Annotated in this window: 13 protein-coding genes; 12 read left to right on the top strand and 1 reads right to left on the bottom strand. The window is 34.9% G+C overall.

The window, feature by feature from the left end:
• The first annotated feature begins 140 nt into the window (after positions 1-140).
• The 7 genes from DWB61_RS10800 (at position 141) to DWB61_RS10830 (ending at position 11,470) form a co-directional block, all read left to right on the top strand.
• Positions 141-1,358, top strand: coding sequence for a hypothetical protein (locus DWB61_RS10800; protein ID WP_125030922.1), 1,218 nt, complete (start codon positions 141-143; stop codon positions 1,356-1,358).
• Positions 1,359-1,632: 274 nt separating this feature from the next.
• On the top strand, positions 1,633-2,814 hold the full coding sequence (locus DWB61_RS10805) for an integrase core domain-containing protein (protein WP_125030923.1): 1,182 nt from the start codon (positions 1,633-1,635) through the stop codon (positions 2,812-2,814).
• A gap of 60 nt (positions 2,815-2,874) precedes the next feature.
• Positions 2,875-4,323 carry a serine hydrolase domain-containing protein gene (locus DWB61_RS10810; RefSeq protein WP_125030924.1) on the top strand — a complete coding sequence of 483 codons (1,449 nt, stop codon included), beginning with the start codon at positions 2,875-2,877 and terminating at the stop codon, positions 4,321-4,323.
• 779 nt (positions 4,324-5,102) lie between these two features.
• Entirely contained in the window at positions 5,103-5,783 is a 681-nt protein-coding gene (locus DWB61_RS10815) for a hypothetical protein (RefSeq protein WP_125030925.1), read from the top strand.
• An 871-nt stretch (positions 5,784-6,654) separates the two neighbouring features.
• Positions 6,655-8,103: a group II intron reverse transcriptase/maturase gene (gene ltrA, locus DWB61_RS10820; protein ID WP_197091189.1), complete on the top strand. Its 1,449-nt coding sequence runs from the start codon at positions 6,655-6,657 to the stop codon at positions 8,101-8,103.
• 198 nt (positions 8,104-8,301) lie between these two features.
• On the top strand, positions 8,302-9,009 hold the full coding sequence (locus DWB61_RS10825; protein WP_125030926.1) for a hypothetical protein: 708 nt from the start codon (positions 8,302-8,304) through the stop codon (positions 9,007-9,009).
• A 916-nt stretch (positions 9,010-9,925) separates the two neighbouring features.
• Positions 9,926-11,470 carry a sensor histidine kinase gene (locus DWB61_RS10830; RefSeq protein WP_125030927.1) on the top strand — a complete coding sequence of 515 codons (1,545 nt, stop codon included), beginning with the start codon at positions 9,926-9,928 and terminating at the stop codon, positions 11,468-11,470.
• Positions 11,471-11,488: 18 nt separating this feature from the next.
• Here the strand turns inward: DWB61_RS10830 and DWB61_RS10835 are convergent, their stop codons facing one another.
• On the bottom strand, positions 11,489-12,214 hold the full coding sequence (locus tag DWB61_RS10835) for a hypothetical protein (RefSeq protein WP_125030928.1): 726 nt from the start codon (positions 12,212-12,214) through the stop codon (positions 11,489-11,491).
• 170 nt (positions 12,215-12,384) lie between these two features.
• Between DWB61_RS10835 and DWB61_RS10840 the strand changes: the two genes are divergently transcribed.
• From DWB61_RS10840 to DWB61_RS10860, 5 genes are all read left to right on the top strand, one after another.
• Positions 12,385-13,272 carry a LysR substrate-binding domain-containing protein gene (locus DWB61_RS10840; RefSeq protein ID WP_125030929.1) on the top strand — a complete coding sequence of 296 codons (888 nt, stop codon included), beginning with the start codon at positions 12,385-12,387 and terminating at the stop codon, positions 13,270-13,272.
• A gap of 136 nt (positions 13,273-13,408) precedes the next feature.
• On the top strand, positions 13,409-14,278 hold the full coding sequence (locus DWB61_RS10845) for a YeiH family protein (RefSeq protein WP_225423382.1): 870 nt from the start codon (positions 13,409-13,411) through the stop codon (positions 14,276-14,278).
• Positions 14,279-14,283: 5 nt separating this feature from the next.
• Positions 14,284-15,000 carry a sulfite exporter TauE/SafE family protein gene (locus DWB61_RS10850; RefSeq protein ID WP_125030931.1) on the top strand — a complete coding sequence of 239 codons (717 nt, stop codon included), beginning with the start codon at positions 14,284-14,286 and terminating at the stop codon, positions 14,998-15,000.
• Between the two features lie 59 nt (positions 15,001-15,059).
• Entirely contained in the window at positions 15,060-15,713 is a 654-nt protein-coding gene (locus DWB61_RS10855) for an HD domain-containing protein (RefSeq protein ID WP_125030932.1), read from the top strand.
• 59 nt (positions 15,714-15,772) lie between these two features.
• The gene (locus DWB61_RS10860; protein ID WP_125030933.1) at positions 15,773-16,300 is read left to right on the top strand and encodes a CIA30 family protein; all 528 of its coding nucleotides are present in this window, start codon (positions 15,773-15,775) and stop codon (positions 16,298-16,300) included.
• Positions 16,301-16,500: the final 200 nt, after the last annotated feature.

The following is a 16,500-nucleotide window of genomic DNA, read 5'->3' on the forward strand; positions in this document are numbered from 1 at the left end:
AATGGCAACTACATGTAGTAGGAAGACCGAAGATGGTAAATAATTAACTGAGGAGCCGTATGATGGGAGACTATCACGTACGGTTCTGTGAGAGGTTTGGGGTGAAATTCCCCTTACCTACTTGACTTAAAAAGAGATCTATGATCACATTATCAATTAATTTCAAATCCAATAAAGATCTTAAAACTTTCATTCGTGAATTAAAGAAGAAGCTGCCAGATCATTGGAAGGAATATCCAACACCTCTTGGCAATAATTTTGATACTGAATATATTGATTACAGTGAAAAAAGTTTTTTAGAACACCAGGAAATATGTTTTGGTACAATTTTCACAAACACTTCAACAAAAAGGACCTTAAGGGGGTTTATTTGGCTAGGAATCTTTGATAAATACATTAAGGTATTAAACATACAAACTGCTAAAAAAGAGCTAGATTTAAAAAGTAATACTTTTAGAGACATTGACAAAAATGATCAGCATTACCAATATTTATTCAACGATTTCATTGAAAATGCAGTAAAACCAATTAATTCGTTTAGCTTAATTATTAATAAAGAATTTCTAATTAAACTGGACATACATCAAGATGTCTCAGACTTAAGAGTATCTAGACCCATATTATTTAGGGATAAAGCTAATGGGAAAACAGGTTTCGTTGAAAATTACGAAATGCATTCTGTCGAGAATAGGACTTATGAATTTACTCAACCCAATAATATATCTTTCTTATTAAACATTTCAAAAAGAGAACTGAAAATTGCCAAAAATCTATTTCAAAAAATAGATGAATATTTCAAAAAGGATTCGAATTACAGATTTGAAGGAGAAGAATTAAAAACCCTATATGATTTTTTTGAAAGAATCCAGATAAGTTTAATATTTAGCTACACTGCTGTTGAGGCTTTTACAAATGTTGCTATCCCTACAGATTATAAGTTGGAACATAAAAACAATAAAGGCATAATTGAAATTTGGGATAAGGGAGCTATTGAAAGACATAAAAAGACATCTATCAAAATTAAAGAGATTCTACCTGAAATATTAGGGGTTGAAAGCCCGCATAAAGAAGTTTTTTGGAATCGATTCCTAAAACTTGAAGAAATAAGGAATAGTTTAATTCACCAGAAAACAAGTGAAATCTCGTTTAGAAAAAGTTCATACCAAGAAAGTTTTTTAAAGAAAGAAATATTTAATGTTATATATTCTGGGTTTGAGCTAATTTCATATTTCTGTAATGCAGATTTGAAGCATTTATATTTCCCCCTTGGAATATCTGATTCGGACATATTCATAGCTGAAGTTGATCATTTAACAAAAAATCAAATTAATAAAGTAATGAGTGAAAACTTGCCCTAACAAAAGCTATATGTAATGCGGGTTCAGCGGGTAAATCAACCGCAGTTCTTCGTTGCAACGCCGCCAAATCTTTGATTTGACGCAGATTTGAATTTAAGGGAAATAAAAGATTTGGCTAATTGCGGATTTGAAAGTGAAATGCTTCCATGTCCCGCAAAACACATAGCAAGCCCGTTACAGCACATTTGGTATGGTAAAGGGACATCGTTTACAAAGTTAAAGGCACATGGTTTACACTTTTTAGGTTGTAATTTGTGATAAAAAACAAATTGCTATGCCTTGGAAAGAAACGACAACTATGGAGCAAAAAATTGAATTTATTTGTGAATGGCGAACGGGAAAATTTACCATTTCAGAACTATGCAGGCGTTTTAATGTTTCAAGACCAACAGCCTATAAGTTAATAGACAGGTTTGAGAAACAAGGTTATGAAGGATTAAAAGAAGTCTCACGAGCACCTGGAAAACACCCCAATGAAACTACTGAAAATGTTGTTGAAGGGATTCTTAGTTTAAAGGCTAAATATCCCAGGTGGGGAGCTAAAAAGATTAGAAAACTATTGTTTAACGATTTTATTGAAAAAGATATCCCTTCTGTGATTACAGTTCATAACATACTCAAGAAAAATGGTTTGGTTTGTCCACAGAAAAGGTTGAGAAGAGTTAAACCTGTTTATCCAATATTTGATCCAAAGGATTGTAATGAGGTATGGAGTGCGGATTACAAAGGAAAGTTTTTAATGGGTAATAAAATATATTGCCATCCACTCACCATTGCAGATTCAAAAAGTAGATTTTTATTTACTGCCAAAGGTCATTACCATGAGAATTTTAAATCCGCAAAAGCTGAGTTTACAAGTGTTTTTCGAAAATATGGGATCCCTGAGCAGCTTCATACTGATAATGGCAGTCCTTTTGGTTCAACACGTTCTCTTCAACGCTTTACACGTCTGTCTTACTGGTTTATTGAGCTAGGGATTATGCCTGTCTTTTCTGATCCAGCTCATCCAGAACAAAATGGACGTCATGAAAGAATGCACCGAGATTTAAAGGCTGCCTGTGCTAAGCCTTCGGCTTACGATTTAAAAGCGCAACAAAGGCGCCTAAATCGATTTGTGCGAGAGTATAACCATGTCAGACCACACGAAGCTTTAGGGATGGAAACACCTGCTGCCAGTCATGTTTTTTCCACTAGAGTATTTCCTGAAAAAATACAAGAATTTGATTATCCATCGAGTCAAAGTGTGATTAGAGTAACACAAAATGGAGCAATCAGATGGAAATCATATTACTGGGTATATTTATCTGCAGCCTTAAAAGGAAAGTACGTTGGATTTGAACATAAAGGCAATGGCATTTGGAAGGTGTATTATAGAAATGTATTTTTAGGTTACTTTAACGAAAATAAATTAAGATCAAAAGAATCATCAACAAGGGTAGAGACTAATTTAGTGTAAAGTCTAATCTTTAACTTGTGTAAAGGATGTGCCTTAACGAACATTTTAAAAAATACAACAATGAAAAGATACATTTTACTAATATTGACAGTATTTACTTTTTGTATTTCTTGCAAAAACAAAACCAAGTCAATCCATACTGAGAACTCTTTGGAAAAACGACTTAAATCCTACATTGAAGAGTGTGATAAAAATGGGCTTTCGGCAAGCATATTGGTCGCTCAAAATGGGAATATCCTCTATAATGGTGGCGTTGGACTAAGAAACAAAACCGAAAATCTTCCTGTTACAAAAGAAACTATTTTCACAACAGGTTCATTGACAAAGCAGTTTACAGCAACGGCTATTCTAAAATTACAAGAAGAAGGCAAATTATTGGTAAACGATTCTATTTCTAAATTTTTAGAAGAGGTTCCGAAAGACAAACAAAGCATTACTATTCATCAATTACTGACACATTCTTCGGGAGTAATAGGAAATCTTGGTTATGGAGTAGACTTCGTACCTATTTCTAAGGAAGAGTTTTTAAAGGAGTTTTACAATTCACCATTAGATTATGAACCAGGAAAGCAGTATAGTTATTCCAATGTTGCTTACAGTGTTTTGGCCATAATAATTGAAGAAGTTACACAAACAGATTATGAGACTTTTTTGCAAGAAAATCTTTTTCAAAAAGCAGGCATGAAACATACTGGCTACCTTATCCCCAAATGGGATGCGACTAAAATTGTCCACGGCTATAAATGTGGGGAAGATTGGGGAACTCATCTCATAAAATGGAACGAAGATTCAAATCAAGTATCATGGCATCTAAAAGGAAATGGAGGTATACTTTCTAATCCTTCCGATTTGTATAAATGGCAACTTGCTCTTAATCAACACAAGGTAATTTCAAAAAAATCATTGGAAGAGCAAACTTTTCCATATGTGGCTATTAATGAATCAGCTGATTCACACTATGCATATGGATGGTCAATTTTAAAAAGTGATAGAAATACAAAAATCATAGCACACAGTGGCTCAAATGGTGTTTTCTATGCCGATTTCATACAACTACCTGAGGAAAATACAGTAATCATATATATGACCAATGAATTAAGATATGACACTCAAATGGTAGCTTGGGAAGTAGAGCAACTTCTTTTTAACGAAAACCACAACCCTATTGTGCCTAAAATGAATAGTATTAAACATATAGGTGGCGGCATTGCAAATAAACAACTTGATATTGTACAACAATTTGTAAAACTGATTTTGAACAATGATGAAAATATAAATAAATTCATCAATAAACATTTAAGAAGTAAAGAAAGAGAGCAAAGATTCAAAATGTGGATTAAGGATATGCAAAGGGAGTTCTCTGGTTACCAATTAAAACATATTTTAGAATATGGAGATATGAGCTATGACATCATATTGTTATCTCCTGAGGGAAAAACAGTCGATTTAACTCCATGTTTCGACATACAATTCAATAGCGAGAATCAAGTAGTTGCGTTTGGGTGGTAAACGAAAAACTGGCCATAACAAAACCTATAAGCTATTTGGCGGTTAGAGCGGGGGCGAGGTTTTGTTCAACTAGGAAAATGCCAAAGCTTCGGTTTTGGTTTTTGAAATGAAAATATAAAACAAAAATACGCAGCTTTGGCTTGGGATGAACTCTGAAGATTTTCTCTTTAAGGTCGCCAATAGCTCATAGCTAAATCGTTAGCAACAAGAGAAACACCTCTCGTCAAAATATATTAAAAGGAAGATTTTGGAATAAACAACCCGACCGCACAAGCAGCATATTTGTTTTACCCAACACACAAACCCAACGCATAGTAAAAACAAATGAGCTGCTTTTTGCCTGCGTTCATTGAAGTATTGAATATTTAAGACATATTTCATGGAATATATATGAACTTACTACAACCTTCTTGACAAAATAAATACTAATTAGATGATATATATAGACTGTAAAAAAAGAGATAATACAGATTTTGGGCATAGCTATTTGAATGTGCTGACAAATTACCTTTCCAAGGATACTTTAGTTTAAATATTTTTGTATGATAAACATTTTTGTAGTTCTGTAAAGTCGATTCTGGTTGCGATAAATAGATGCATATCAACTATTAATAAAAAAAACTCTACTCAATACTGTTTGCTAAGAAAATATTATTATCTTCACTACAGGTAAGGTGTTGTTAACTTTAAATTTATCTATTATGTCGCAAAAAGAAGATTTTATCAGCCAAGAGCCAGCAATGAAGGCATTAGCAGCAAATGAGGTACAAACTCCCAATATGCCGGTTAATGTAGCTGCGCAAGAGGCCGAAGACCAATTTAATATTGCCATTATCTATCAAACTCAATTGGCCACAGCAGGTGTTACGGTAGACTCTATTAATTTACTACTTACAAGAGCTAATGCCCTACGAGAAGCAGAAGCACAATGGCGTACCACTTACAACTCTGAGCAAGTAGATGTGAAGAATTGGGAAGATCAAGCACCAGCAGGCTATGCACTAAAGAAAGACTTAAGCGCAGCATTTCGCTTTGCCTACCGAAAAGACAGCCGACTACTAGCAAAAGTACGTGAGATAGGTAAAGGAACAGGCGATGATCATATGATTCAAGACCTACTAGAATACGCAGTGCTAGGACAATCAAATCCAACGCAATTAGAAGCGATTAATTTTGATATGACAAAGCTAGATACCTCTACCGTGTTATCAGAGACTTTAAGTACTTTACTCTCTAAGTCAGTAGGCGACAAAAAATCGCAACACCTACTCAAAGATGTCCGCGACCGTTCGTTCACCATCATGAAAGAGACACTCGACTATATTCGTGATGCAGGTAAATACGTATTCAACGACCAACTAGACATCAGAAAACTCTTCACTAGTGACTATTTACGTAAGCATCAAGCAAGTTCAACTCCAGAATCTATAGAAATAGAAGAGGATACAACTGTTGAATAAGACAATGTGCACGTAGGTCTTCATCTATCCTACGTGCTACCATTACCCTCCTAAAGACGCAATAAATCGACCTAATGAAGGTAAAAAGGTACCTAAAGACTCAATAAATGGACCTAATGACGGTAAAAGAGTACCTAATGACTCAATAAATAGACCTAATGACTTGCAAAAAGTTATCACGAGATTTGCCAGCCTACTTGCAAGCACATACTATACACCGCACTAGCTTTCCCACTGTCCCAAGTGCATAGTAAGAGCTTACAAGTTTCATCGTAAGATGCATGTGCATCTGATTACGTTGTCTCCAAAAAGGAATATCCAATACTCCAGTTGCTAACAAACGCTATATGCCATAGGCAGTTGGTGATTTTCGTATGTTAATGCTATTATTAAACACGGCAAACTATCTATTTTATAATTGTTATAGTTAAATATAATTATAAAAATAGCTATCTTGCCTTTTATAAATTTTGACTCATAAATCAACTAATATGCCTACGTCACATAGCGTAGCCGTTAGCAGTAATGTGTGTCCTGAAAGAGACTATCGGATAAAGGTAGAATCTATGCTGTAATTAAGATGGAGGTAGGTCCTCCGCAAGCGCTGTACAGGCGGAGCTTGCAAACCACCCTGTGGTGCTAATTGGGTGACTGTGCGGTATTGAGCGATTAGGGAAAAGGTCTAGTTGGATAGATCAGGTAAGAATAGAAAAGATGAACGAAAGTGAACCTCTTATGAAGTGCCGAGAAAACGAACCTCTCATCAAAACTATCGGTCTATTGCTGCCGGAGGATAAATACAGCGGAAACCTGTTTACTGGCTGTGTGGTGAGCGTCATTAAGGGGGTATGAGTTTTATTCAGGCTTAATAATGGAACAGGAGAAGTCATATAGAGATGTAAAGGGAAAGACACAAATAGGGAAAACACCTATGAGGTCGAAAACCAAAGCTTTATATGATGGCGGACTCAGTCGTAGTAGCGTTGAGCATCCTGTAATGGGAGAGGAGCAAAGGGCTGGGGTTATACAGATGACACTTGATCTGTCAACTTCACAAGGAAGGAAGAGCAGAACAGTTGATTCGAAAGTGATACCAATAACTACACAAATGGTATGGGAAGCCTACAAACGAGTCAGAAAGAATAAGGGTGGCTTTGGTGTTGATAGAGAAAGTATAGCTGATTATGAAGAGTCATTATCAGAAAACCTATACAAACTATGGAATAGATTAACCTCTGGAAGCTATCATCCACCCGCAGTGCTTGAAGTAGAAATCCCTAAGAAAGATGGTAAACTTAGAAAATTGGGTATCCCAACAGTGAGTGATCGAATAGCACAACAAGTACTTAAAACGTATTTGGAGCCAAGATTAGAAGCTGTGTTTTCAGATAATTCTTACGCTTATCGTCCAAATAAAAGTGCCCATCAGGCAGTGCAAGAAGTACGAAAGAATGTATGGAAACAAGGCTGGGTTATTGATATGGACATCAAGAGTTTCTTCGATAAAGTTTCCCATGATTTACTAATGAAAGCATTAGAAAGGCATGTGGATGAAAACTGGGTAAAGTTTTACATCGTAAGATGGCTAAAAGCCCCTATCGAAGATAAGCAGGGTAACAGAAGATATCGAAACGAAGAGGGAACCCCACAAGGCGGTGTTATAAGTCCTTTGTTGGCAAATTTATTCTTGCACTATGTATTTGATAAATGGATGGATCAAAATTTCTCCAAGCTAAAATATGTCAGGTATGCAGATGATGTCATTATTCATTGCACAAGTGAATCTCAATCTAAGTATGTGCTTGCTTTAGTAAGAGCACGATTTAGAAAGTGTAAGCTAGAATTGCATGAAAAGAAGACAAAGATTGTCTATTGCAAAAGAGACAAGCGCAGGGGGAATTACCCGATAATAGAATTTGATTTTCTTGGGTTTAGTTTTAAGCCACGACCAACAGCGACGAAAGAAGGCGTTATGTTCTTGAGTTATGATTGTGCGATAAGTAAATCCAATGAGAAGAAGATAACTAAAGAGTTAAAACAATCGGGTTTTCATCGTTGGACTGGGAGAAGTATTGATAAGATAGCCAAATCGTTTAACCCACGAATTCGTGGTTGGATCAACTATTATGGCAAATTCAGAATTCATACTTTAAGTCGAGTTTTCAAAAGGTTTAATCATCGTTTAATTAGTTGGGCAGTGAATAGGTATAAGCACTTTAAGAGGAGTAGAGTAAAAGCAGGTAAATGGATTAGGAGGTTATCAATAAGTTATCCTGGTTTGTTTTTTCACTGGAAATTATCCTATCTTCGAAGTGCATAACTTTTATGTATAACAAGAGCCGTATGATGGGAGACTATCACGTACGGTTCTGTGAGAGGCTAGAGGGGAAGTTCCTCTGGTCTACTTGACACGCTCTATAAAGGAAAAATTCATTGATTTTTGAAGCGAACGATAAAAATATAAATCATTGAAAATCAAAGACTAATTTTTACTGTTAGTCAGAACTAAATAAAAGACATGAAAATAACATCTATATTATCACTCATCATAGTTCTTTCATTCTTCAGTTGTGAAAAAACAAAGACAATTGAAGGTCTCTGGGTTGTTAAATCAGTAGTTGTTGGAGATGAAGAAATGACTCCAAATGCAAGATGGACTCGCTTTAATTCTGATTTAACGCAAGAATCAGGCAATGGAAGGTTTCAACATTCATATGGAACTTGGAAATTGAATCAAAATTCTAATGAATTAGTCATAGAAAATACAAACGAATTAGATGATATAAATGAGCCCTTCGTGATATCGCTAAATCAAAGTGAAATGATTTGGGAAAGAACTGAAGAAGGGCAAAACATTAAAGTCATTCTAGAACGTTCATCTCAACTGCCAGAAACACATGGTGATAAAATACTTGGACTATGGGTATTAGAAAAAGCAATAGGTAATGGTCGCTATTTTAAGGAATCGGATCAAAAAGAAATTAAAGATTATATATTTTTTAGATGGGATAAGCGATTTGTTATAGAATCTGAAAAAGGCAGAGTAAATGGTGTTTATAATGTTCATGGGCATAAACCCGAAGTTGAATTAATACCATATGGGAGTCAAGTAAAAAGAGATTTTTGGGGAATTCATTTCGAAGAAAATCAAATAACTTTAAAGCTTTTGAATTCTGACACGATAGTAACAAGACAGTTTAGAAGAATGCGTAAGTTTCCTGACTAGTAAAAACTATCTAATGTGATGTGGACTTGCAACAAAAATGTGGACAATAAGTTAAGTCATGCCGCTTTCTTTTGATTATTTAATAGTCTCCCTTATGCATCGGGCATCAAAAACTGGCAATCCAATTATCACGATCACATCATCCGTAATAATATGGAATATCAGCGCATAAAGGTATATCTTATCAAGATCGTAAAAATTGGAAGGCTGATAAATTCAAAGGAAAAAAAACATTGGAGAAATAAAATGTTAGCTCAAATCTTTAAAAGGGGCTTATATAGCTTTTTTCTTAAATCCCCTTTAGGAAACCCGAACTGCCGTGGTGAGGAAAAGGTGGAATTGTGGGTACTGAAAATGATTTAGACTGATCAACTCATCAGTGAAAATTCAGTATCTTAAAATACCAATACACATTATATGTTGAATCAAAATGTAAAATAAATTATAAAGGGATATAATATTCTCAACTCGTGATTCGAGTTATTATTTTTGATCCTATTACGAACTTATTGTTCTAATAGGATTTTTTATTTTAGATCACTCGCAAGCTCTTGTTTTGCCCTTGTTTTGCCCTTGTTTCGGTGCTTTCCTTATCACCCATACTTGACTTATTCAGGCTAGGCTGGTATAAATATATTATATCTTTTTTCTGAATTAGATAAGCCAGATTAGCTCTGAAAAAAATCTATTGTTATCTGTTTTTTAAATTTTTCAAGAAAACATTTCGTGTATTATTATGGTTTTGAGTTTTTTATGTATTAAATTCAGGTTGGTTTTTTTCATAAAAAAACATTTTTTTCTTATTAGAATCGTCCTGTTGTATTTAGACTTATTGTTTTTATAACTATTGGGAAGAATGATTAGACAATCGAGATTTAACTGAACATGACTGTAATCAGATTAAATAACAAAATATATGGAAGTGTCAAGACGCATGAATATTGACCATACTCAATTATTTGAGATGATTCCTTTAGGTGTATTATATCTTTCAATTGAAGGGGAAGTATTATCTGCTAATTCTATTGCAAAAAGAATTCTGGACTTACCAACTGAGCATTTACAGCGTTTTAATTCCTTTAAATCCAGATATAAGACTACTAAGAAAGGCGAAAGAGATTTTTTTGAAGATGAGTTTCCTGTTAGCTTAGCCATAAAAACAGGAAAACCCATACTCGATGTCATTATGAGTGTCTATAATTCAAAAGAGGATAAACACTATTGGATTAATATAAATGCGATACCTCAATTTAGAGAAGGAGAAGATAGTCCCTATCAGGTTTGTACATTTTTTTGTGATATTACTGAACAGGTGCGTACTGGCGATGCTTTAAGGGCAAGTGAGGAGCGATATAAAGGACTGTCTGAAGCTGCATTTGAATCCATATTTATCTCGGAGAAAGGTGTTTGCATTGAGCAGAATTCTGTGGCAGAGAAGATGTTTGGTTATACATTAGAAGAAGCTGTTGGAAAAATGGGTACGGAATGGATTGTTGCTGAGGATCATGAAAAGGTTATGAATAAAATGCTTTCTGGTTTCGAAGAGCCTTATGAAGTGACAGCTCAGAGAAAAGATGGGACCGTTTTTCCAGCTGAAATACAGGGAAAAATGATGTACTATAAGGGTAAATCAGTTCGAATAACCGCTTTAAGAGATATTACCCTTAGAACAAATATGATTAAGGACCTGATTTCTGCTAAAGAAAAGGCGGAAGAAAGTGACAGACTGAAGTCTGTTTTTCTAGCCACGATGAATCATGAACTTCGCACCCCATTAAATCATGTGCTGGGCTTTAGTAATATAATACAAGAATCAAGTCAGGATCAAGAAATTAGTGATTACGCTAAAATTATTCATCAAAGTGGTTCTAATCTCCTTGAACTTATTGAAGATATATTTAAACTTGCTACTGTTGAGCAAGGTAAGTTCAGTTTGATAAATCAATCCTTAAAATGTGAGGATCTGTATCTTGATTTACAAAAGTGTTTGAAAGATGAACTCAAGCAATCCGGTAAAAGTCATCTCATTAATTTAGATTTTAGCACCGAAGAACAATTGCTCAAAAGTTGGATATACTTAGATCGAGGCAAAATAATTCAGGTGATGCGTCATCTTTTTAAGAATGCCGTAAAATTTACTGATCAGGGCTCTATCGAATTTGGATTTCATAGATCAAATGAAAAAGAGATCGCGTTTTTTGTTAGGGATACTGGTATTGGTATTCCGGATGATAAGCAGGAGCTTATTTTCGATTTCTTTAGGCAGGTTGATGAATCCTATACAAGAGTTTATAACGGGATTGGTGTTGGCTTAGCGATTTCAAAAAAGATTGCTGAGGCTATGAATGGTAGAATTACTGTCGAATCGACTTTAGGTGCGGGATCTGTATTTTATTTTACGATTCCCAAAGATTCTTCCAACTCTAATAGTATTGACCAGGATGATTTTGACTCAATTTGATTTAAGTAACCATTTTTCTTATGCTTTTCGGGTTCGTTTTCTTAGTTTAAACAGTCGATCGGTGTAGTAGAGCCTTAATTCCTCAGCAAAGTGCATGGGATTCTCATAATCTTTAAGCACCCTATAGGTCTGTCTGTTTTTAGCTAGAATTAATTGCTGTTCGAGGGCCTCTTTTTCCTGTTTCAAATAGCTGTCTTCAATTGCTGATCCCGAATGAGCTCTGTCCGCATCTTCGGTTTGTAATAGGGCATTTCCCGAGAAAATATGAGCATGAAAGAGCTCTAGTTCTCTTAAATTCCCTGTTTTATAAATTTCTATCAATTTACTGGTGACTTCAGTTGCCAAATCAACTTTATCTTCATTCATAGAAAACTTGTCGGGGTGCACGTGTAGCATGGCTTCACGATAAAGTCGTTTCTTCTCTTTCTCAACTTCCTTCGACTCAGTCGCAACAATTTTTTGTTTGGGGATAGACTTTATTCCTATGGGGTCTATATAATTTTTGCCACGTTTTTTCTGTTCCAGGCGTTTTTGCTTTTTTGCCTTTTGCATCCTCCTATAAAGATCACTGAGTTCCTGCTCCTCAATAATCATATCTATGAGTATGGCACGTAAGCTTGCTTCAAAAACAGATGTCTCATGTTCAATAGCCTGCAATTCTCCTTTTAAAGCTTGAATTTGAGCTTTAAGTGAGAGTTGTTCTTGTATAGAATTTTTAGTGTTAGGAAGATTCTGTTTAAACATATATCAGATTGTGAAGATGCAAAGTTGCAGAATATTAATTGAGAAATGAAAAGTGGCAGGGAAGAATTGAAGAATCTTCTTTTTTATTTCTGAATTGTTTAAATAACATAAAGAGATTTCATAAGTTTGAGTGAGATTAGTTTTTTGTTATGACGAATAAGTAGGGGGTTATGGATTATAGAGATGAGGTTTTTTTATTAGTGGCTGAGAATTTAAGTTTCTCCAAAGCAGCAGAGGATTTATTTATCAGTCAGCCTGCTGTAACCAAGCATATCAAGGAATTGGAATCAAGATTGAATATCGCTTTGTTTGAAAGAAAGGGTAACAAAATTTACTTGACGAAAGCAGGGAAGCTTATTTATACACATCTTAAAAAGATAAAACAAGCGTATCAGGAAATGGAATTTGAGTTAGGACGCTTGAATGATACTTTTAAAGGCGTATTGCGGGTAGGTGCCAGTTCTACAATATCACAATATCTGATACCCAAGGTTATTGCTGCCTTTCATAAACGATACCCTAAAATCGAACTTCATTTGCTAAATGGGAATTCTTTTGAAGTTGAACAGAAATTATTCGAAAATGAAATTGATTTAGGCTTGGTTGAAAATGTATCATCGCAATCGAGTATCAAATACATTGATTTTCTCGACGATGAACTTGTTATTGTAACAAGTAGTAATAGTGTTTATGCCAAGAAGAAAACCCTTTCTGCTGAGGATCTTCAAACACTTCCTATTGTTTTGAGAGAGAAAGGGTCTGGGACACTCGAAGTGATTCAGAAAGCTTTGTCGAAATACAATATTCCAATAGATAAACTTAATATTCTTATCCATTTGGGAAGTACCGAAGCCATTAAGAATTTCCTATGCGATTTTGATGGTATAGCTGTTGTTTCTGTAAGTTCTATTGAGAAAGAATTACGTTTAAAAGAGATTACCCAATTAGAATTAAAAGGGATTCGTTTAAATCGAAAATTTAGAATTGCATTGATGCAGGGGCATGAGGTTTCGGCAACAAAACTGTTTATTGAATTTCTTTCCAGGTATAACTTTTAGTTATTGCTGATAATAATTGAGTATTTGCCAGGCTTATAGCTTGCGTGTATGTTTGTCACAAATTAATACGACAAATATGACACTAAACCATAAACAAATTTGCATTGTATATAGCAGTTTGCTATTTCTTTGCTTTATGCCCTTTATTTCACCGGTAATTGCATTAGCTCTGGGAATTTTACTTTCAATCCTGGGTATTAAGCAAGCTGATTTTTCGAAATACACATCCTTTTCTTTACAAGCTTCAATTGTTTTAATGGGCTTTGGAATGAATTTAGCACAGGTCATCAGTACTTCAAAAACGGGCTTTATCGATACAGCTATATCTGTTTTTGTAGTGATGACTTGTGGTTTATTATTAGGGAAATTTCTTAAGGTTGACTCCAAAATTTCCCTGTTAATATCGGCAGGAACAGCAATTTGTGGAGGTAGTGCCATTGCTGCTATTGCTCCGGTTTCCAACGCTAAAAATTCTCAGATCTCATTTGCTTTAGTCGTTGTGTTTATCTTGAACGCTGTTGCTCTGATTATTTTCCCACTTATCGGACATTATTTTAATCTTAGTCAGGAAACCTTTGGCTACTGGGCAGCCATTGCCATTCACGATACGAGTTCGGTTGTTGGTGCGGGTGCTACTTATGGCGTTAAAGCACTTGAAATTGCAACAACGGTGAAGTTGATACGAGCTTTGTGGATTATTCCATTATCCATAGTTGTTGCCGTTTTGCAAAAGGATAAATCTGTAGGGAAGCTTAAGTTTCCTTGGTTTATAGGTCTTTTTGTTATCAGCATTCTTATAAGCTATTTGTTACCTGCTTGGGATACAACTTATACACATCTCAACTGGTTAGGCAGACGAGGGATGGTTGTTGCGCTCTTTTTAATTGGCTCTAATATTTCTATTGCTGAAGCTAAGCAGGCCGGCTTAAGAAGTTTCATCCTAGGAATTCTACTTTGGCTACTGATTGGAATTGGTTCTTTCTTAATGCTCACCTCTAATTTTTAAATAGGATGCTATATTTTTGGATTATTTTGATTGTATTAGTAGCAAGTTTAGTTAAAGGGATTACTGGTTTTGGATTTGCATTAATTGCACTACCTCCTTTATTAATCTGGTATTCTCCTCAAGAGATGATACCCGTATTAATACTTTGTAATCTTTTTGCTTCTTTGGTTATCGTATTACAAAAGAAAGATAGAAAATTGGTGAATAAGCAATTTCAATCCTTAATTACATATGGTGCTTTATTCACTCTGCTTGGGGTATTCACACTTAAATATTTAACCGAGGATATTTTAATTATTATTATGAGTATATTCTTTATTATACTGTCTATTTGTTCTCTTTTAGGAATTCGATATACGATTAAATTATCTGATTGGTCATATCGCTTAGCAGGTATGTTTCTTGGATTCTTAACGGGGAGTATTTCTATTAGCGGACCTCCTTTAGCTTTATTTCTTCATTCAGCTAAAGTCGATAATCAGGAGTTCAGAGAAATTTTTTCGTGGTTTAGTATCGTAACTGCATTTATTGCACTTGTGGGCTATAGTATATTAGGACTTTTAACTGTGGCAACTTTTAAAATGACACTCTTGTTTCTCCCTATTCTTTATTTGGGTTCATTTATTGGAAAAAGATTAAATCATCGAATTTCGCCACATTTATTTAAGAACCTAAGTATTTTTATTACACTGATTTCAAGTTTGTTTTTATTATTAAAATGAGTCTTTAATATTTAATCATGACTTTCTGCTTACATTTAAGCTTCAAAAAATATTAGGTGATGAATAGAAAACAAATTATAGATAAAACAGTCGCATTTGTAAAGACAGTATTGGCTGATGCAGAAGGTGGTCACGATTGGTGGCATATTTATAGGGTTTGGCAATCGGTTAAACAAATAGCTCAATCTGAAGATGTGGATTTGTTTGTTGTAGAACTGGGAGCTTTGCTTCACGACATTGCCGACTCTAAATTTCATGATGGCGACGAGACTGTGGGACCACGTTTGGCTAGAGAATTTTTGCAATCAATTAAAGTGGATGAGGAGACGATAACTCACGTTGAGAATATCATCACCAATATCTCCTTTAAGGGAGGTAATCAGGAGCAGAAGTTTAAGTCGGCAGAGCTTGATGTGATTCAGGATGCCGATCGCATAGACGCGCTAGGAGCCATCGGTATTGCCAGAACCTTTAATTATGGGGGGCATAAGAATAGAGAGATTTATAATCCTGATATCAAGCCTAATTTGAACATGAGCAAAGAGGAGTATAAGAATTCTGATGCGCCAACTTTAAATCACTTCTACGAAAAACTGCTTCTTTTAAAGGATAGGATGAATACCGAATCGGGAAAGAGAATGGCAGAACAACGTCATGAATTTATGAATGCTTATCTCAATCAGTTTTATATGGAGTGGGAAGGAAAGAATTAATTCAATCCTTGGTTTTAAAATCGTCTTAGAATCTGAAAGGAAATGTTTAATTTCAGAAGATGAAAACTTTAACGCTTATAATTTGTATGATGATGGTGAATGATTTTACTCTTTTCTATTTTAATAAAGAAAGTGAAATTTCTAATTGGACAGTCGTTAATGATGTGGTTATGGGCGGACGATCTGAAGCCGATTTTGCTCTTAATTCAGAAGGTAATGGTGTGTTTTCAGGACAAGTCTCCTTAGAAAACAATGGCGGCTTTTCTTCTGTACGTTATCGTTTTGAAAGTCTGGATGTGACCAAATATAAGAAGGTGATTCTGAAACTAAAAGGTGATGGTAAAGCTTATCAATTTAGACTGAAGTCTGATTTGAATCATGCTCACTCATTTGTGAAAGATTTTCAGACAGCTGGAGAGTGGGAATCTATTGAGATTAATTTCGAAGACATGTATCCTCGCTTTAGAGGGCGCATATTGAATATGCCCAATTATCCGGGAGAAAACATGTGTGAAATAGCTTTTTTGATCGCTAATAAAAGGGCCGAAGCTTTTAGACTGGAAATTGAGAGCATCAGTCTGAAATAGCACCCGTTTATTAAATGTTCTTGTTGAAGCACTATTAATTTTAGTGTTAATACCGATTGACCTTGTATTTATATTTAGAACCTCTTAAAATAACCTATTATCATTGGAATTATTTATAAATAATCACCAATTGGAGTGGGATTACAATATCATAAGTCTAAATTTAGCGGTCTAATTGTCCCCAACCTAAAATTTCATAT

Source organism: Ancylomarina euxina, from assembly GCF_003863355.1.
GTDB classification, from domain to species: Bacteria; Bacteroidota; Bacteroidia; order Bacteroidales; family Marinifilaceae; genus Ancylomarina; species Ancylomarina euxinus.